Origin of the sequence: Thermus albus (assembly GCF_022760855.1) — a bacterium.
Classification (GTDB): Bacteria; Deinococcota; Deinococci; order Deinococcales; family Thermaceae; genus Thermus; species Thermus albus.
On sequence record NZ_JAKTNR010000002.1, the window covers coordinates 188,850 to 206,964 of the forward strand.

General features: G+C 65.0%; 18 protein-coding genes and 1 tRNA gene. 12 read left to right on the top strand and 7 right to left on the bottom strand.

From position 1 onward, the window contains the following. Positions 1-32 precede the first annotated feature (32 nt). From L0D18_RS02890 to murJ, 4 genes are all read left to right on the top strand, one after another. Positions 33-1,187, top strand: coding sequence for an LCP family protein (locus L0D18_RS02890; RefSeq protein WP_243027268.1), 1,155 nt, complete (start codon positions 33-35; stop codon positions 1,185-1,187). 14 nt (positions 1,188-1,201) lie between these two features. After that, positions 1,202-1,289: transfer RNA gene (locus L0D18_RS02895), tRNA-Leu, on the top strand. Between the two features lie 41 nt (positions 1,290-1,330). Further along, a complete protein-coding gene (locus L0D18_RS02900) occupies positions 1,331-2,428 on the top strand; it encodes a PDDEXK family nuclease (protein ID WP_243027270.1) in 1,098 nt (365 codons plus the stop codon). Beyond that, positions 2,418-3,905 (top strand): murein biosynthesis integral membrane protein MurJ, encoded by a 1,488-nt coding sequence (murJ, locus tag L0D18_RS02905; RefSeq protein WP_243027271.1) that lies wholly within the window; start codon positions 2,418-2,420, stop codon positions 3,903-3,905. Before L0D18_RS02900 ends, murJ begins: the two co-directional genes overlap by 11 nt. Here the strand turns inward: murJ and L0D18_RS02910 are convergent. From L0D18_RS02910 to L0D18_RS02935, 6 genes are read right to left on the bottom strand one after another with little or no spacing between them, the layout of a single operon-like run. Next, on the bottom strand, positions 3,856-6,222 hold the full coding sequence (locus L0D18_RS02910; protein ID WP_243027272.1) for a tetratricopeptide repeat protein: 2,367 nt from the start codon (positions 6,220-6,222) through the stop codon (positions 3,856-3,858). The genes murJ and L0D18_RS02910 overlap by 50 nt on opposite strands. 3 nt (positions 6,223-6,225) lie before the next feature. Then, positions 6,226-8,124, bottom strand: a complete 1,899-nt coding sequence (locus L0D18_RS02915) for an AMP-binding protein (RefSeq protein WP_243027274.1) — start codon at positions 8,122-8,124, stop codon at positions 6,226-6,228. A 1-nt stretch (position 8,125) separates the two neighbouring features. Further along, positions 8,126-8,953: a serine/threonine-protein kinase gene (locus L0D18_RS02920; RefSeq protein WP_243027276.1), complete on the bottom strand. Its 828-nt coding sequence runs from the start codon at positions 8,951-8,953 to the stop codon at positions 8,126-8,128. Further along, positions 8,946-9,620, bottom strand: coding sequence for a metal-dependent hydrolase (locus L0D18_RS02925; RefSeq protein WP_243027277.1), 675 nt, complete (start codon positions 9,618-9,620; stop codon positions 8,946-8,948). Before L0D18_RS02925 ends, L0D18_RS02920 begins: the two co-directional genes overlap by 8 nt. A gap of 21 nt (positions 9,621-9,641) precedes the next feature. Further along, a complete protein-coding gene (locus L0D18_RS02930; protein ID WP_243027278.1) occupies positions 9,642-10,013 on the bottom strand; it encodes a DUF3809 family protein in 372 nt (123 codons plus the stop codon). After that, positions 10,010-10,219 (bottom strand): DUF3248 domain-containing protein, encoded by a 210-nt coding sequence (locus tag L0D18_RS02935; protein WP_243027279.1) that lies wholly within the window; start codon positions 10,217-10,219, stop codon positions 10,010-10,012. Before L0D18_RS02935 ends, L0D18_RS02930 begins: the two co-directional genes overlap by 4 nt. 39 nt (positions 10,220-10,258) lie before the next feature. On the opposite strand from L0D18_RS02935, the gene L0D18_RS02940 reads away from it, so the two are divergent. Next, positions 10,259-10,672: a hypothetical protein gene (locus L0D18_RS02940; RefSeq protein WP_243027280.1), complete on the top strand. Its 414-nt coding sequence runs from the start codon at positions 10,259-10,261 to the stop codon at positions 10,670-10,672. Here the strand turns inward: L0D18_RS02940 and L0D18_RS02945 are convergent. Continuing rightward, positions 10,620-11,765, bottom strand: coding sequence for a 23S rRNA (cytosine(1962)-C(5))-methyltransferase (locus L0D18_RS02945; RefSeq protein WP_243027281.1), 1,146 nt, complete (start codon positions 11,763-11,765; stop codon positions 10,620-10,622). The two genes, L0D18_RS02940 and L0D18_RS02945, sit on opposite strands and share 53 nt — an antisense overlap. 101 nt (positions 11,766-11,866) lie before the next feature. Here L0D18_RS02945 and L0D18_RS02950 point away from each other — a divergent pair, with 101 nt between their 5' ends. From L0D18_RS02950 to L0D18_RS02980, 7 genes are read left to right on the top strand one after another with little or no spacing between them, the layout of a single operon-like run. Next, positions 11,867-12,181: a V-type ATPase subunit subunit G family protein gene (locus L0D18_RS02950; protein WP_243027282.1), complete on the top strand. Its 315-nt coding sequence runs from the start codon at positions 11,867-11,869 to the stop codon at positions 12,179-12,181. Then, positions 12,178-14,136 carry a V-type ATP synthase subunit I gene (locus L0D18_RS02955; protein WP_243027283.1) on the top strand — a complete coding sequence of 653 codons (1,959 nt, stop codon included), beginning with the start codon at positions 12,178-12,180 and terminating at the stop codon, positions 14,134-14,136. Before L0D18_RS02950 ends, L0D18_RS02955 begins: the two co-directional genes overlap by 4 nt. Before the next feature lie 12 nt (positions 14,137-14,148). Next, positions 14,149-14,448 carry an ATP synthase subunit K gene (locus L0D18_RS02960; RefSeq protein WP_038056386.1) on the top strand — a complete coding sequence of 100 codons (300 nt, stop codon included), beginning with the start codon at positions 14,149-14,151 and terminating at the stop codon, positions 14,446-14,448. Positions 14,449-14,503: 55 nt separating this feature from the next. Beyond that, complete coding sequence (locus L0D18_RS02965; protein ID WP_243027284.1) at positions 14,504-15,070, top strand: V-type ATP synthase subunit E; 567 nt, start codon at positions 14,504-14,506, stop codon at positions 15,068-15,070. A gap of 3 nt (positions 15,071-15,073) precedes the next feature. Further along, entirely contained in the window at positions 15,074-16,045 is a 972-nt protein-coding gene (locus L0D18_RS02970; protein ID WP_243027285.1) for a V-type ATPase subunit, read from the top strand. A 2-nt stretch (positions 16,046-16,047) separates the two neighbouring features. Continuing rightward, positions 16,048-16,362 (top strand): V-type ATP synthase subunit F, encoded by a 315-nt coding sequence (locus L0D18_RS02975; RefSeq protein ID WP_243027431.1) that lies wholly within the window; start codon positions 16,048-16,050, stop codon positions 16,360-16,362. A gap of 12 nt (positions 16,363-16,374) precedes the next feature. After that, the gene (locus L0D18_RS02980) at positions 16,375-18,111 is read left to right on the top strand and encodes a V-type ATP synthase subunit A (RefSeq protein WP_243027286.1); all 1,737 of its coding nucleotides are present in this window, start codon (positions 16,375-16,377) and stop codon (positions 18,109-18,111) included. The last annotated feature ends 4 nt before the right edge of the window (positions 18,112-18,115 follow it).

Below are 18,115 nucleotides of genomic sequence, written 5' to 3' on the forward strand. Positions count from 1 at the left end.
GCCTCACCTCCTAAGGCGTAGACTGGGCTTTTGTGCGGCGGTTTTTCCTCCCCTTTCTTGCCCTCCTTCTGGTGGGGCTAGGCCTTTGGGCCTATCCCCTTTTGGGCCCTTTGCTGCGGCAGGGGGCCCTTCCGGCCCCGGAGGGGCTTAAGGCCCCCTTGACGGTGCTGGTCTATGGGTCTAGCCCAGAGTATGTGGGTTACCACAAACGGGCTCCCGAGCGCTTCCGGGGCCTGGCGGACACCATCCTCTTGGTGCGCTTAGACCCTGCGGCCCACCGGGTGGTGGTCCTTTCCATACCCCGGGATGTCTGGGTGAACCTCCCCGGCTACGGTTGGCGCAAGGTGAATGCGGCAAGCCCTTTGGGAGGGCCGGATCTCATGAAAGAGGCGGTGGCCCGCATCACCGGGGTGCGACCGGACCGGTATGTGGTGGTGAGCACAGAGGCCTTGCGCCGGGGGGTGGATGCCCTAGGGGGGGTTAGGGTGTGCGTGGAAAAGCCCATGCGCTACCGGGATACCGCCGCCGGGCTGGATATCAACCTGGAACCCGGCTGCCAGGTGCTGAACGGGGAGAAGGCGGAAGGCTACCTCCGCTTCCGGAAGGACGCCTTGGGGGATATCGGCCGCATCCAGCGTCAGCAGGCCTTTTTTCACGCTCTTAAGGAACAGGCGCTATCCCCTTCCGGCCTTCTTCGCCTGCCCAGGGCGGTGGCGGCGGTGGAGCCTTACTTCCAAACCGACCTCACCCGTGAGGAAAGGGGGGCCATCTTGGGGTTCGCCCTGAAGGGGCCTGAACTGGTGAGCCTGCTTCTTCCCGGAAGCTTTGGCGGGGGGGGCTGGGCGGTGGACCGCCGAGCCTTGGAGGAGCTTCTAGCCACCTATTTCTTTGGGGACGGGAAGGCGGCTGTGCCGGAGTTGGCGGGGAAGCGGGTGGCTCTGGTCTACGGCCCAGGCCAGGAGGCCTTGGCGGAAAAGGTGAGGGAAAGGCTCCATGCCCTGGGCCTTCGGGTCATCCTGCACCCTGTGGACCTGAAACCCGGGCGCACCGAGGTGCTGGAAAACGGCCCTGGGGTCTTGGCCAGGAGCCTAGGGGAGGCGCTGGGGGTCCCTTACCGCATCTCGGGGGAGGCCGTCTTGGGGGCGGATCTCACCTTGCGCCTTGGCGAGGAGGCGCCCTTTTTGTAGGATGGAAAGCGCCCGCCGGGGTGGCGGAACGGTAGACGCTGCGGACTTAAAATCCGCTGGGGGGTTACCCCCGTACGGGTTCGAGTCCCGTCCCCGGCACCAAAGGCCCCAGGACTTCCTGGGGTTTGTGTTTTTCCCTTGCTATGCTAAGGCCCGTGGGCGTTCTCACCCGCTACTTGGAAAAGACCATGGCCCAGGCCCGCTATGATCTCGTGGGCCCAGGAAGGTTTGTGGCGGAGTTGCCCGAGCTTGGGCTAAAGGTGGAGGCGGAGCATCTGGAAGCGGCCCGCAAGGGGCTTCAGGAAGCCTTGGAGGCTTGGCTTTTGGATGCCTTGCGGGCCGGTATTACTCCCCCGGGCCTCGAGGGGGAGGACCCTCTGCGGGCCCGCTTCTTCTCTTTGGCCGGGGAGATGTGGCGCCTTTTGCAGGAGGGTTCTCAGGCGGCAGACGCTGGGGGAAGGGCTTCGGGGCGCATGGCGGAGGTGCAAAAGGCCAAGGAGCCCGCAAGGCCAGCCCCGGCCAAAGCTTCCTTGGAGGATTGGCTTAAGGGCCTGGGCATCCAGGTGGTGAAAAAACCCCAGGAGGACGAGGAGAAGGAGAAGGTCCTGACCCGCCTGGCCCTTTTCTTGGGGGACCGGTACGCCAGTTTGGATAAGCTGTATGAGCGCCTAAAACAGAGCCTTTCCACCAAGCGCCAGTTTGAGCTTTCCCTTTCCGAGGCTTCCCAGGAGGAGATCGCCAACTCCACCCAGTTCTGCACCATGCTCAAGCAGTACGCCCTTCTCACCTCCTACCACTACAAAAGCGAGGATCGCCGCATCCGGGCCAAGGCCAGCACGGAGGGCTGGGTGCAAAACTTTCTCACCGGGGGCTGGTTGGAACGGTATGTGGCGGAAAAACTGCGCAAGTTTCTGCGCTCCAAAAACCTTCCCCATGAGGTGGCCATGGGCTACCAGGTGGTCCTCCCCAATGGGGATGCCATGGAGCTGGACGTGTTGGTAAGGGTGGGGGAGCGGGTGTACTGGTTTGAGGCCAAGACCGGGGACTTCCAAGCCCATATCGCCAAGTATGGGGGCCTGAAAAAGGTCCTGGGGCTTTCGGCCAAGGAGAGCTTCCTGGTGCTCTTGGGTATGGATAAGGCCCGGGCCAAGGAGCTTTCCGCCCTCCACGGGCTTACGGTGGTCAACCAGGCGAACTTCCTAGATATTTTCCAGGAGGTTTTGGAGGGCAATGCTGCGTAAGGTCCTCCTGGTCATGGGGGGTACCCTGGCCTCGAGGGTCCTGGGCCTTCTTAGGCAGGCGGTCTTCAACGCCCTGTATCCCGATGTTTTGAAGGACGCCTTCAACGTGGCCTACCGGGTGCCCAACCTCCTTCGGGAGCTTTTGGCCGAGGGGGCGGTGCAAAACGCCCTCATCCCCCTCCTTAAGGGCCTTCCCCCGGAGGAGGCAAAGGCCTTTGCTCGCCGTTTCGGGGCCTTTCTTCTGGGGGTTAATCTCCTGGTCCTAGGTCTAGGCTACCTCCTGGCCCCCTTTTTGGTGGACCTCCTGGTGGCCGGGGAAAGCCACCTCAGGGAAGGGGAGGGCTTGGAGCAGGTGGTTTACCTCACCCGGCTCCTTCTGCCCTTCCTCCTGGGGATCTCCATGGCCGCTTTGTTTTCTGCCCTCCTCCAGGCGGAGGAGCGCTTTCTGCCCTATGCCTTGGGCCCCGTGGCCTTCAACCTGGTGGCCATCGGCCTCATGGCCCTTTTTCCGGGGGACCCTACCTTTTTGGGCCTCTCCGTGGCCCTGGGAGGCCTGGTCCAAGCCCTGGTGCAGGTCCCCTTTCTGAGGGGCTACGCCCTGGAGTGGCGCTGGCACCAGGCCTTTGTTCCGGCCCTCATGCGCATGGGTCCCTTTGCCTTCACCACCTCCCTCAGGCAGTTTTTAAACCTGGTCCTGACCCATATCCTCACCCGCTATCCCCCGGCGGCGGTCACCGGGTTTTACAACGCCGAGGTGGTCTTCCAGATGGTGCTGGGGCTTTTCGCCACCTCGCCGGCCATCGCCCTCTTTCCCCGGATGAGCGCCCTAAAGGGGGAGGCCCTGGCCCGCTTCCTCCTAGGTCCCTTAAGGAGGCTTACCCTGCTTTTGTCCCTACTGGGAGGGCTTCTTAGCGGCCAGGCTTCCTTCGTGGTGGTCCTTCTCTTTGGCCTTTTTGGTCCCCTTACCCCGGAGAACCGGACCTACAGCGCCTTGGTCCTCACCGCCTTGGGGTTTGCCGTGCTGCCCTGGGGGGTGAATACCCTGCTCCTTAGGGGGCTTTACGCCCTGGGGCGGATAAGGGAAGCGGTTTCCGCCAGCGCCCTTGTTTTTCTGGCCAATACCTTGGGGTACTGGCTCCTTAAGGATGCGGGCCTCTTCGCCCTTAACCTGGCCACGGCCCTGGCGGGGTACCTAGGGCTTTTCCTCTACCTCCGCCTTTTGGAACGGGAAGGGGTGGGGTTTCCATCCCTGCCCCCTTTTCTCCTCAAGGCCCTTTTTGCAGGGCTCGTGGCGGCCTTGCCCGGGTGGGTACTAACCCGGATAAATCCGGTGGAAAGGGCTGGGGAAGCCCTCCTCCCCCTCCTTTTGGGGGGAGGGCTAGGCCTTGGGTCCTTTCTCTTGGCGGCTTGGGCCTTACGCCTTCCCCTCAGGGAACTCCTCGCCAAGCCTCCCTCAGGCGGAAATAGAGGGGTTTAAGCCGTAGGGAGAAGGCGGGCTCTTCCCAGGTGGGCCATGTGAAGGTGAGGGGTGGGGCCCCGGGAAGGAAGAGGCGGAGGCCCTCTATGGGGATGGGTTCGGGGGCGTACCAGGCCAGGCGCCTGCTGGGGTCGGCAATGAGGAGCAGGCCCCAGGGGATGCGGATTTCCAAAAGGCCTCCTTCCCCTAGGGCGTAGTCCGCGGTGGGGTCCCGGGCCCCTTCCGGGTCTTGGCCGGGCTTCAGGTTTCCCAGCTCGTAAAGGATACGAGGGTAGTCGGTGCCGTCCCGGCCGGTGCGGCGGCGGTTGGGCTCGAGGATAAAGGGCACAAAAGGCCCTTCCCCGGGCTTCGTGGGTCCAAGGAAGTGGAGGAACTCCGTTTTCGGTAGGCCGTAGTCCAACTCCTGGAAGGGGTAGTAGCCCTTCTCCAGCCATAGCCGTCCCCCTTGCGCTTCCACCTCCAGGTAAAACTCCGCCCCGAACCCCTCTGCCACCGGGACCCCGCCGGGTACGGTATCCAGATGAAGCCTCAGGGGCCAAGGCCCCCGGTAGAGGAGCCAAAGGTACTCGGGATCGGCATGGGCCTTTAGGAATCGCCCCTCTTCCCGCAAAAGAAAGGGCACGTTTTCCCATTCATCAGGCCTGCCATCAAGCCGAAAAGCCCCTTTGGCGGTGGCCGCCAGGAGGCCGTAGTTTTCTTCCGGGTCCAGGACATTGTGCCAAAGAGGGTCGCGGTCCACAGGCCATTCAAAGGGGGCGAAAAGCCAGTTTTTCTTGAACCACTCATCCATGAGGGCAAAGACCAGGCCTCCAGCCAGGTCCAAGGAGGCGATGTCTTGCCACAGGGCCAGCACCTTTTCCCCCTGTTCCGGTTCGGAGAACCCTCCGTGATGGAGGCCCTCAGGGTGGAAGTGGGCGATGCCCCGGCTGGTGGGCAGGCCAAACTCGGCGATGAGGAGGGGCATTCCCCCATGGTGGGCTTTCAGGCGGGCCAGGTAGTGGCGGTAGCGGCCCGGGGCCAGGTCCCGTTCGTTGACCAGGAAATCAGGGTAGTAGGGGTAGACGTGGTAGGCGGCAAAAAGGGTGACGGGGCTACCGGGGGCGGGCTTCAGGTGGGCGGGGTCCAGGGTGACGGTATCCTCCTCATGGAGGAAGCCCGGTTTGGGAGGCTCCACCTTCTCGCCACGGGCGCGCCGGATGGCGTATTCCTCCTGGTGGCTGGCCTCGCTTTCCCAGCGCAGGGGGTCCAGGGTGGGCCAGTTGACGAAGCCCAAAGGCCTGAGGGTGCCGTAAGCCTCCCACTCGTAGGTGGCCAGGCGGTCCAGCACCTCGGCCAAGTAGGCCTCGAAGGGGCTGGCGTTTGCGGCGGCCTCCAGGAACCTTCCCCGGTACGTGCGCCCGGGATGGCGTCCGTGGTAGGCCTCCACGGAGTAGGGCTCAAACTCCCGCCCCGCCAGGAGCCCCAGCACCCAGGGGGAGACGTCGGCGGTGTACTCCCCGTGGGCGTGGCCTGGGCGGGGTGGGCGGTTGAGGTTCCCGTGGAGGGCATCCAGAACCTCCCGCCCTTCCAAAAGGAACTTCTCCAGGAAAGGGCCTTCCCAGTCCCCATATCCTTCTTCCTCAGGGAGCTCGGTCCACACCCCCTGGAAGAGGTAGAGGGGGCGGTCCCTATGGAGGCGGTTATGGTGGTAGAGGGCCCGGTAGAAGGCGGGGGGAAGCAGGGTATAGGTGCGCACGGCGTTGGCCCCCATGGCGGAGAGAAGCTCCAGCCAGGCCCGGTATAGGGCTTCCTCCTCCGGAAACTCCGCGGGAAAGCGGCCGGGTAGGGCCACCCCCAGGTTCACCCCCTGTACCTGGAAGGGGGTATCCCCAACCCAGAACCGCCCCTTTTCTGCCCGGAAAGGGGGTGGGGCCTTGCGGGCCTTGGGGGTTGGGGCAGGGGGTGGGGGAAGGCTATTCAGGATGCCTTCCGCCTCCCGGTAGCCCTGCCGCAGGGCCCAGTCCAGGGCGCTTCGTGCCCCTTCCGGGTCCCCTAAGGCCCGGAGGACCAGGCCGAAGCCGTATAGGGCCTCGCCGCCGCCCTTTAGGGTGCCCACCAGACGGCTGAAGGTGAAAAGGGCTTCCTCCAGCTTTCCCATCCGGTACTGGGCAAACCCGGCAAGGAGAAGGGCTTCCTCCGGGGGGTCATAGCCCTTTAAGAGGGGATCCAGCCGGGCCAGCACCCCGGCCATCTCCCCCTTGCGGTAAAGGGTACGGGCCTCCTCGAGGGGGGAGGCCCAAGCCAGGCCCAGGGCTAGGAGAAGGCTTATGAGGCGCACCCCCTAGCCTCCTTGGGCCGCCTGACGGATGGCCTCCACCGCCTCGGGGTTTTCCAGGGCGGAAAGGTCCCCGGGGTCCTGGCCCAGGTAGACGGCCCGCACCACCCGGCGCATCACCTTGGCGTTGCGGGTCTTGGGGAGGTCGGGGACGAAAAGAACCCTTTCCGGCTTTAAGGGTTTACCTAAGGACTCCGCCACCCGGTCGGCTACCGCCTGGGCGAGCTCAGGGGTGGGGGTATAACCCGGCTTCAACACGCCAAAAAGGACGATGGCTTCTCCCTTCACCGGATGGGGTACGCCAATGGCGGCGCATTCCCTAAGGGCGGGGTGGGCGATGGCGGCGGTTTCCACCTCGGCTGGCCCCACCCTTTTGCCCGCCACCTTTAGGGTGTCGTCGCTCCGGCCCAGGATGAAGAAGTGGCCTTCCTCGTCCTGAAGGGCCAGGTCCCCGTGGACCCAGACCCCGGGGAAGCGGGCGAAGTAGGTGTCCAAATAGCGGGCCTCGTCCTGCCAAAAGCCCTTGGTCATGCCGGGCCAGGGCTTGAGCACGGCCAGTTCCCCCACCTTGCCCACGGCGGGCTTTCCTTCCTCGTCCAGCACCGCTGCGGCCATCCCCGGCACCGGGGTGTTAAAGCCCATGGGCTTGATGGGCTTAAGGAGAACGTTCCCCAGGATGCCCCCGGAAACCTCGGTTCCCCCCGAGTAGTTCACGATGGGCCGCTTTTCCTCCCCCACCACGCGGAAGAACCAAAGGTAGGGCTCCAAGTTCCAGGGTTCCCCCGTGGAGCCTAGGACCCGCAAGGAGGAGAGGTCATGGGCCCTTATGGGTTCCTCCCCTAAGGGAATCAGGGCCCGCACCAGGGTGGGGGAGAGGCCCAGGTGGGTGAGGCGGTGGGCCTCCACCATCCGCCATAGCCTTTCCGGCCCCGGGTAGTCCGGGGCTCCGTCGTAGAGGAAGACCGTGGCCCCCAGGATGAGCCCCCCCAGGATGGCCCAGGGGCCCATCATCCAGCCCAGGTCGGTGAACCAGAAAAGCCGGTCCCCCTCCCTAAGGTCAAAGAGAAGGGCCAGGTCCAAAGCCGCCTTGAGGGGAAAGCCCGCATGGTAGTGCACGGTGCCCTTGGGGCGGCCGGTGGTGCCCGAGGTGTAGATGAGCATGAAGGGGTCCATGCTCTCCATCTCCTCCGGGGGAAAGGCCTCGCCCCCAAGGGTTTCGTAGTCCACCTCTTTGGTTTGCAAGGGGAGGCCCAGCCTGCGCACCACCAGTAGGGTTTCCGTCTCCGCCAGGGCTTGGGCTTTACGGGCCTCGTAAAGGAGCTCCACCCTTTTCCCCCGCCTAAAGAAGCCGTCCTGCACCGCAAGGAGCTTGGCCTTGGCGTCTTTAAGCCGCACCGCCGCCGCCTCGGCGGCGTATCCGGAGAAGATGGGGATGGCGATGGCCCCGATCCAGCTGGTGGCCAGAAGGAGGATGGCCGCCTCGAGGCCCATGGGGAACCAAAGGCCCACCCGGTCGCCCCGCTCCACGCCCAGGGCCCTAAGCCCTGCCGCCACCCTTTCCACCTCCTGCAAAAGCTCCCCATAGGTGAGGGTGCGCACCCCGCCCTCCTCGGTCTCGTGGATGAGGGCTAAGGCGGTGGGCTCGTGGCGGAGGGCGGCCTCCACCAGGTTGAGCCGCCCCCCCGGGAAGAAGCGGGGGAGGGGGAAGCCGCCCGCGATCACCCGTTGGTAGGGGTGGCGCCAGGGTATGCCCAGGTGGGTGAAGAACTGCCCGTAAAAGTCCTCGGGCTCCTCCACGCTGTAGCGGTAAAAGGCCTCGTAGTCTTGGAAGCCCAGGGCCTCCATGAAGCGGAATAGCCAGGTGGCCTGGGCTTCTTCCGGCTTGGGGTGCCAGACGGGTTCCATCCTATTTCCTCCAGAAGAGGGGCCCCTTGCGCTTGGCTCGAGGCGCCTCGGTTTTGGGGCTTTGGGGGTTTTTCAGCACTTCCAAGAAGTCCTTAAGGTCCAGCCGCTCCTCGGGCTTTTTGGCCAGAAGCCGCCTTAGGGCCCTATCCAGCCTCGGGGGCAGGGAGGTGGGGGGAGGGGGAAGGAGGAGATGGGCGTTGCGCAGATCCTCCAAGGTTTCTCCCCGGAAGGGGCGCCTTCCTGTGAGGAGTTCATAGGCCATGATCCCGAAGCTGTAGGCGTCGCTCTTGGGGCTGGGCTTGGCCCCCAGGAAAAGCTCGGGGGCCAGGTAGTGGGGGCTTCCCGCATACTCCGCGCTGGCCTCCTCCAAAGGGCGGACGGTGCCCAGGTCCCCAAGCTTGTACACCCCGTGGCCCAGGAACACGTTGGAGGGCTTCACATCCTGGTGGATCAGGCCCTTTTGGTGCAGGAAGAGAAGGGCCTCCCCCACCTGGAGGAGGGCCTTGGTGGCCTCTTCCCGGGGAAGGGGCTGCTGCAGGAGGAGGTCCTCGAGGGTCCCCTTCCCCAGGTACTCCAGGGCCAAAAAGGCCTCCTCGCCGAAGGGCACCCCGTAAAGTCCCTGGACCAGGTGGGGGTGCTTCAGGGAGAGGCTAAGGGAAACCTCCCGGGCGAAGCGTTCCGCCAGCTTGGGGTCCTGGCGCACTTCCTTGCGGGGAAGCTTCAGGGCCACCTTCTGCCCGTCGGGAGCCTCCGCCAGGTAGACCTGGGCGGTCTGGCCCAGGCCTAAAAGCATCCTTAGGCGGAAATCCTTGCGCTTCAGGCTAGTCAAGGACCAACACCCCTCCCGGCTTCAAGGCGTGGCCTTCCACGCCCTTCTCCTTAGCCCGGGCCGTAAAGGCCTCCCCGTCCTGTTTGATGGGGGGGAAGGTGTTGTAGTGGATGGGCACCACCCGCTTGGGTTTGAGAAGCTCCAGGGCCTTCAGGGCGTCTTCCGGCCCCATGGTGAAGTGATCCCCGATGGGCAAAAAGGCCAGGTCCAGGCCCAGCTCCCCGATGAGGCGCATGTCGGAGAAGAGGGCCGTGTCCCCGGCGTGGTAGATGCGCTTGCCCCCAAGCTCCACCACCACCCCCATGGGCATCCCCCCGTAGGTGCCGTCGGGGAAGCTGCTGGAGTGCCAGGCGGGGAACCATTTCAGCCACCCTCCGGGGAAACGGTAGGTGCCCCCGATGTTCATGGGCAGGCTCTTGGCCCCGTGTTTCTCCGCGTAGGTGGCGATCTCAAAGGTGGAAACCACCGTACCCCCTTTCTTGGAGAGGGCCACGGCGTCGCCAAAATGGTCCCCGTGGGCGTGGGTGACCAGGATCAGGTCCGCCTGGACCTCCCCCACCCCCACCGGGGCCAGGGGGTTCCCGGTGAGGAAGGGATCGATGACCACCTTGGTCTTGCCGTCGGAAAGCCACACCGCCGAGTGGCCCAGATACCGGATCTCCAGCATAGGCACCTCCTTTATAGGGCACTATACCGGAGAAAGGGCCGCCTGGGGAAGAGAGCGTTCCAGGCCTTTAAAGAAGAGGAGTTCCAGGATCCTGGCAAACGCCCGTTCGCCCCAGCTTTGGCCCTCAGGTAGGATAAGTTCCAGCTCAAGCTCCAGCTCCACCGCGGACCCCTGGGCGCGCATCCGCCCCTCGATCCTCAGGGAGGGCGGAGGGAGGGGGAGGGCCTTTAGGTACTCCCCCTCGAGCCTCGAGGCGAAGGGCAGGACCACCTCCCCCAAAACGGGGTTTTCCTGCCGCAAGACCCCCCGTAGCTCCTCCCCTTCAAGGCGGAGCTCCAGGGGCAGGCCCTCGGGAAGGTGGCCGTTAAGGGCAAACCGGAGCCTGGCCTTCATCCTTCCACCCACTCCACCCGCACCCGGCCTTCCTTAGCCAGGCGGGCCATCTCGGTGTCGGGGATGTTCAAAAGCCTTGGTAGTTCCCGGAAGCGGGGCGTGGCCGAGGCTAGGCCCACCCGCACCACCAGGACCTCCTCTTCCTCCGCCCGGCCGATGCGCCAGACCAGGTGCTGGCCCAGGGCTTCCCACAGGTCCTTCTCCACCCTTTTAGTCTATCCCGGGGTGGCCTTGGGGGATAATGGATGGGGATGCTCCTCGAGGTGGGCTTTGCTGGCCTCTCCCCCTGGGTCTTCTGGGCGGGGGTGGGGGTTATGGCGCTGGGTTTTACCCTGGGGGAGGTTTCCTGGATGGCCTGGGTTCTCCTTTACCCTTGGTGGCGGCTTAGGCAGGGTTGGCGGTTACGGCTTTTTCCCGACCACCTTAGCCTCCATCCCCCCTTGGGGCTTGGGCGCCGGATTCCCTGGAGGGAGGTGCGGGAGGTGGGGGTGGCCTACTGGCCAGCGGGGCCCCTCGCCCGGGGAAGGCGGGCCCTGGTCCTCCGCCTGGAGGAAGGGGAGGGGCTATCCCTTCCCGTGCCCGATCCTGAGGGCCTGGCGGCCCGGATCAAAGAACTTCTAGGAGGGCGAACTTCAGGTAGTGGGTTTCGGGATGGTTGAGGAGGATGGGATGGTCCCACCCCTGCCCGCGTTTCTCCACGACCCTTAGGCTGCGGTGGGCGTCCTGGGCCGCCTCGGTGAGCATTTGGTAGAAGAGGGGCTCGGTGAGGTGGTGGCTGCAGCTGCTGGTGGCCAGGAGGCCCCCTTCCCCAAGGAGCTTGATGGCCCGGAGGTTCACCTCCTTGTAAGCCCGGTAGGCCCTTTCCAGATCCTTTTTCCCCTTGGCGAAGGCGGGTGGGTCCAGCACGACCAGGTCAAACCGTTCCCCCGCCTTTTCCAAAGCCCTCAGGTAGTCAAAGGCGTTGGCCTCCACGGTCTTGAGGGAGAGCCCATTCAGCCTGGCGTTCTCCTCCGCTTGCCTTAGGGCCTCGCGGGAACTGTCCACGCTGATCACCTCTTGGAAGCCCAGGGCCAGGTGCAGGCCAAAGCTTCCCGCATAGCTGAACACGTCCAAGGCCCTTTCTCCACGGAACCTTTCCATTAGAATCCGGTTGTCCCGTTGGTCCAGGTAGGCGCCCGTCTTCTGGCCCCCGGTGAGGTCCACCCGGTAGCGGATCTGGCCTTCCTTCACCGTAGCTGCCGGAGGCACCTGGCCAAAAAGGGGCCGCACGTAGAGGGGTAGGCCCTCCAGCTCCCGGGCCTTGGCATCGTTTTTGGCCAAAAGGCTTTTGCCTAGGGGCTTAAGGGCCTCGGCCACCCGGGGCAGGAGGGGTTCCCAGGCATGGGCCGTAGCCTGGAGGACCATGTGGCCCGCGTAATAGTCCACCACCAAACCCGGCAGGAAGTCCCCTTCTGCGTGGACCAGGCGGAAGCCTCCCTCGGGCTCCCCTTCCAAGGCCGGAAGGCGCCGGGCGAAAGCCTTTTGCAGGTTCAAAAGAAGCGCCTCCGCCGGATCCTGGGCGGGGCGAAAGCGGAAGGCCCGGACGCTTAGGTCGCTTTGCGGGTTGAAAAGGGCTAGGGCCAGGAAGCGCTTGCCCCAGTAGACGGGGTAGAGCCCGGGTTCGGCAGGTCCTGAGAGGACGTCGCGGCGAAACACCCAGAGGTGCCGGGCGAGAAGGCGCTGGGCCCCCCTTTCGTTGACGAGAATCCGCACCGCTTAAGTATACTTAAGCGGGGTTGGTTGACGTAGGCCCCAAAGGCCGGTATCATACCCGGCAGGCGCAGTTTGCGCATCTTTTCACGAAGGGAGGGGCGATGGGAGGCCTGGGACTTATCAAGAGCCTGGCGGAAAAGGAAAGGGAGCTACTGGCCCGCCTAGAGGCTGCGAAGAAGGAGGCTGAGGCCCTGGTGCAGCAGGCTGAGGCGGAGGCCAGGGCCCTTTTGCAGAAGGCGGAGGCCGAGGCCAAAGCCCTGGAGGCCGAATACCGGGAACGGGAGGCCAAGGAAACCGAGGCCATTCTGGCCCGCTACCGGGCCCAGGCGGAGGCTGAGGCCAAGGCGGTCAAGGAAAAGGCAGGGGGCCGGTTGGAGGAGGCTGTGGCCCTGGTCCTGAAGGAGGTCTTGCCGTGATCGCCCCCATGGAGAAGCTGGTCCTGGCCGGTCCCAAGGCCAAGGCCCAGGAGCTTCTCCAAAGCCTGCAGCAGGCGGGGGTGGTCCACCTGGAACCCCTTCGGGTGGAGGAGCTTGGGGAGTACAAACTTTCCCCGGAGGAGCGGGAGGAGCTGAGGCGCTGGGAAGGGGTGGCGGCGGGGGCCGAGCACACCCTGGCCCTTCTGGGCCGGGAAGTGGAGGCCTCTAGGCCATTCCCCGATGGCCTGGAGGCGGCCGAAAAGGCCCTGGCTCCCATTCAGGCCCATGCCGAGGGCCTGGCCCGGCAGAGGCAGGAGCTGGAAGAGGAGCTTTCCCTGGCCCAGGCCTACCTGGAGCCCTTGGAGAAGCTGGCCGCCATGGCCCAGGGCTTGGACCGAAGCCCCTTCTTCCGGGTGGTGCCCTTTTTGGTTACGGAGAAGGAGCTTCCCCTGGTGGAAGAAGCCCTGAAGAAGGCCCTGGAGGACCAGTTTATCCTGGCCAGCGAGCCCTATTCCAAAGGGGTGGCTGGGCTTTTGTTGGTGCACCGGAAGGACCTCGAGGCGGCCAAGGCGGCCCTTTCCCGGGCTGGGGTGGCGGAGTTGCGCCTCCCTGGTGCTTACGGCAACCTTTCCCTAGGCGAGGCCACCCGCCGGTTGAAGGAGCGGGCCGAGGCGGCCCCCAAGGAGCTTTCCGAGGTGCGGCAGGCCCTTTACAAGCTGGCCCAGGAGGCGACTTCCACCCTGCAAAGCCTCTGGACGCGGGCCAAGGACGAGGCGGCTCGGTTGAAAGCCTTAGAGGAGCTAGCCTCCGGCCGGTTTGGGTTTGCCCTTTTGGGCTATGTGCCGGTGAAGGCGAAGGGGCGGGTGGAGGAGGCCTTGGCCCGGCACAAGGACCAGGTGATCTACGCCTTTGAGCCGGTGGACGAGCACCACGAGGCCGATAGGGTACCCGTGGCCCTGGACAACCCCTCTTGGGTCAAGCCCTTTGAGCTTTTGGTGAGCTTCCTCAACACCCCTAAGTACGGCTCCTTGGACCCTACCCCGGTGGTGCCCATCTTCTTCCCCTTCTGGTTTGGCATGATCGTGGGGGACATAGGGTATGCCCTTCTTTTCCTGCTCCTCGGGCGCTGGCTTTCCGGGTTCGTGAAGCGGAACGAGCCTTTGGTGATAGACCTTTTTGCCCTCAAGCTCAAACCTGCGGTTATCGGTAAGCTGGTCTACATCCTGAACTGGATGGTGTTCTGGACCGTGGTTTGGGGCTTCATCTACGGGGAGTTCTTCGGCACCTTTTTGGAGCACCTGGGGGTGTTTGGTACCCCCGAGCATCCTGGCCTCATCCCCATCCTCATCCCCCGCATGGACACCGCCAAGACCGCCAACCTCCTCATCCTGCTTTCCGTGGCTTTCGGGGTGGTCATGGTCCTCTGGGGCCTGGCTCTACGGGCTTACCTGGGCCTCAAGCACCGCCACATGAGCCATTTCTGGGAGGGTGTGGGGTACCTGGGGGGGCTTTTGGGCATCCTGGCCTTGGCGGCGGGATACCTGGGTAACCTTAAGGCCGGGTGGCTTTCCGGCCTCATGTACCTGGGCTTTGGCGTCTTCTTGCTTTCCGTTCTCATGAGCCGCATCTGGCTTATGATCCCGGAGATCTTCACCCAGGCCGGGCACATCCTCTCCCACATCCGTATCTATGCGGTGGGGGCTGCCGGGGGTATTCTGGCGGGCCTTCTTACGGATGTGGGCTTCGCCCTGGCGGAGCGGATTGGGCTTCTGGGGGTGCTTTTGGGGATCCTGGTGGCGGCGGTGTTGCACCTTCTTATCCTTCTTCTCACCACCTTAGGCCACATGCTCCAGCCCATCCGTCTTATCTGGGTGGAGTTCTTCACCAAGTTCGGTTTCTATGAGGAGAACGGCAGGCCTTACCGGCCGTTCAAGAGCGTCCGCGAGACGCTTTAGGGAGGGAAAGAGATGAAGAAGCTTCTGGTTACGGTTCTGGTAGCGGTTTTCGGCGCTTTGGCTTTGGCGGCGGAGGAGGCGGCGGCTTCCGGCGGTTTGGACCGAGGCCTTATCGCCGTGGGCATGGGCCTGGCGGTGGGCTTGGCGGCTTTGGGCACCGGCGTGGCCCAGGCCCGCATCGGTGCCGCGGGCGTGGGGGCCATCGCCGAGGACCGGAGCAACTTCGGTACCGCCCTGATCTTCCTCCTCTTGCCGGAAACCTTGGTGATCTTCGGCCTTCTCATCGCCTTTATCCTTAACGGCAAGCTGTAAGGGGTTTTGGGGCCCTGCCCCTTGTGGGGTGGGGCCTTTTTTCCAAGGAGGGCAGATGTCCAAACTGGAAGCCATTTTGAGCCAGGAGGTGGAGGCGGAGATCCAGGCCGTGCTTGCGGAGGCCAAGGCCAAGGCGGAGAGCCAGGTCGCCGAGGCCAGGGCCAAGGCCGAAGGCTTGCTTTCCGCCAAGAAGCGGGCCCTCGAGGCCAGCCTGCAAGCCGCCCTTCGCCGGGCCGAAAGCGCCGGGGAGCTCCTCCTGGCCACAGCCCGTACCGAGGCCAAGGGGGAGGTACTGGCCCGGGTGAGGGAAAAGGTGCAGGAGGCCCTTATGGCCCTACCGGGTAGCCCCGATTGGCCAGGGGTTTTGCGGAAGCTGGCGGAGGAGGCCCTTGCGGCCTTGGGCGAGCCCGAGGCCTTGGCTTCCCATCCCGAAAACCTTCCCCACCTCGAGGGTCTGGCGCGGGAGCGGGGCCTGGAACTCCGGGAGGATCCCGCCTTGCGCCTTGGGGTAAGGGCCGTCGGCAAGGGGGGCAGGACCCAGGTGGAAAACGCTCTGCTAAGCCGTTTGGAACGGGCCTGGGATGCCCTTTCCTCCAAGGTGGCCCAGGTGGTGTGGGGCTAGAACATGGCGGACGACTTCGGCTACCTAAACGCCCGGGTGCGGGCCAGGAGGAGTACCCTTCTCAAGGAGAGCTTTTTCCAGGAGGCCCTGGACCTTTCCTACCCGGATTTCCTGCGCCTTCTTTCCGAGAGCGTCTACGGTCAGGACCTGGCTGGCCAGGGCCTCCCGGATGTGGACCGGGCGGTAGCCCTTACCCAGGCCCGGTTGGTGGGGGATCTGGCGGGCTTGGTCACGGGGGAGGCCCGGGAGGCGGTCCGGCTTCTCCTCCTAAGGAATGACCTTACCAACCTGCAGGCCCTCCTCCGGGCCAAGGCTACGGGCAAGCCCTTTGAGGAGATAGCCCTCTTGCCCGGCACCCTCAAGGAAACCCTTTGGCGGCAGGCTTACGAGGCCCAGGATGCCGCCGGGATGGCCCAGGTTTTGTCGGTACCAGGCCATCCCTTGGCCCGGGCCTTGAGGGCGGTTTTGCGGGAAACCCAGGACCTTTCCCGGGTGGAGGCCCTTTTGGCCAAGCGCTTCTTTGAGGATGTGGCCAAGGCCTCCAAGGCCCTGGAGGAGCCGGCCTTGCGGGACCACCTGGCCTTCGAGGTGGACGCCGAGAACCTGCGCACTGCCTTTAAGCTCCAGGGGCAGGACGTGCCGGTGGAAAGCGTCTTTATCCGGGGTGGGCGCTTCGTGGACCGGGTGCGCTTCGCCCGGCTCCTGGAGGGGGATTACGCCGTCTTGGACGAGCTGGCGGGCACGCCCTTTGCTCCTTTGTCCGGCGTGCGGGACCTAAAGGAGCTGGAAAGGCGGCTAAGGTGCGTCCTCCTTAAGGAGGCCAGGAAGGGGGCTTCGGATCCCCTAGGGGTGGGCCTGGTCCTGGCCTACGTGAGGGAAAGGGAGTGGGAGGCCATGCGGCTTAGGCTGCTGGCTCGGCGGGCCTACTTCGGGCTTCCCCGGGCTCAGGTGGAGGAGGAGGTGGTCTGCGAATGAAGGTGGCGGTGATCGCCGATCCCGAATCGGCCCAGGGCTTCCGCCTGGCGGGCCTCGAGGCCCATGCGGCCGCCTCCCCCGAGGAGGCCAAGGCCAGGCTGGAGTCCCTGGTGCAGGCTGGGGGGTATGCCCTGGTGGCCGTGGACAGCGGGCTTCTTCCCGAGCCGGAAAAGGCAGTGGAGAGGCTCATGCGGGGCAAGGACCTCCCCGTGCTCCTTCCCTTTGCGGGCTTGAGGGACGCCTTCCAAAACCCCGATGTGGAGGGGTACATGCGGGAGTTGGTGCGAAGGACCATAGGCTTTGACATCAAGCTGTAGAATGGAGGGAAGATGATCCAGGGCGTGATCCAGAAGATTGCGGGCCCGGCGGTGATTGCCAAGGGCATGACCGGGGCCCGCATGTACGACATTTGCAAGGTGGGCCACGAGGGCCTGGTGGGGGAGATCATCCGCCTGGACGGGGACACCGCCTTCGTCCAGGTCTATGAGGACACCTCGGGCCTCAAGGTGGGGGAGCCCGTGGTGTCCACGGGCCTGCCCTTGGCGGTGGAGCTGGGCCCAGGGATGCTGAACGGGATCTACGACGGCATCCAGCGTCCCCTGGAGCGCATCCAGGAGAGAACCGGGATCTACATCACCCGGGGGGTGGTGGTCCACCCCTTGGACCGGGAGAAGAAGTGGGCCTGGACCCCCAGGGTCAAGCCCGGGGATGAGGTCAGGGGGGGGATGGTCCTGGGCACGGTGCCGGAGTTCAACTTCACCCACAAGATCCTGGTGCCCCCGGACGTGAAAGGCCGGGTGAAGGAGGTGAAGCCCGCCGGGGAGTACACGGTGGAGGAGCCGGTGGTGGTCCTGGAGGATGGCACCCAGCTCAAGCTCTACCACACCTGGCCCGTGCGCCGGGCCCGCCCCGTGCAGCGCAAGCTGGACCCCAACACCCCCTTCCTCACGGGGATGCGCATCCTGGACGTGCTCTTCCCCGTGGCCATGGGGGGCACGGCGGCCATCCCCGGACCCTTTGGCAGCGGTAAGACCGTGACCCAGCAGGCCCTGGCCAAGTGGTCCAACGCGGACGTGGTGGTCTACGTGGGCTGCGGGGAGCGGGGCAACGAGATGACCGACGTCCTGGTGGAGTTCCCCGAGCTCACCGACCCCAAGACGGGTGGGCCCCTCATGCACCGCACGGTGCTCATCGCCAACACCTCCAACATGCCCGTGGCCGCCCGTGAGGCCAGCATCTACGTGGGGGTGACCATCGCCGAGTACTTCCGCGATCAGGGGTTCGCCGTGGCCCTCATGGCCGACTCCACCAGCCGCTGGGCCGAGGCCTTGCGGGAGATCTCCAGCCGCCTGGAGGAGATGCCCGCGGAAGAGGGTTACCCCCCTTACCTGGCCGCCCGCCTGGCCGCCTTCTACGAGCGCTCCGGTAAGGTGATCACCCTGGGGGGGGAGGAGGGGGCCATCACCATCGTGGGGGCGGTTTCCCCACCGGGCGGCGACATGTCCGAGCCCGTGACCCAGTCCACCCTGCGCATCGTGGGGGCCTTCTGGCGGCTGGATGCCTCCTTAGCCTTCCGGCGTCACTTCCCAGCGATTAACTGGAATGGTTCCTACTCCCTTTTCACCCCGGCCCTGGACCCCTGGTACCGCGAGAACGTGGCCCCCGACTACCCCGAGCTTCGCGACGCCATCTCCGAGCTTCTCCAGCGGGAGGCCGGCCTGCAGGAGATCGTGCAGCTGGTGGGTCCCGATGCCCTCCAGGATGCCGAGCGCCTGGTCATTGAGGTGGGGCGGATCATCCGCGAGGACTTCCTGCAGCAAAACGCCTTCCACGAGATCGACGCCTACTGCTCCATGCCCAAGGCCTACGGCATCATGAAGATGATCCTCAGCCTCTATAAGGAGGCGGAGGCGGCCATCCGGCGGGGGGTGAGCATTGACGAGATCCTGGGGCTTCCCGTCATTGAGCGCATCGGTCGGGCCCGCTACCAAAGCGAGGAGGACTTCCCCCGTTACTTTGAGGAGACCATGAAGGAGATCGAGGGGGCCTTCAAGGCCCTGGCCTAGAGGA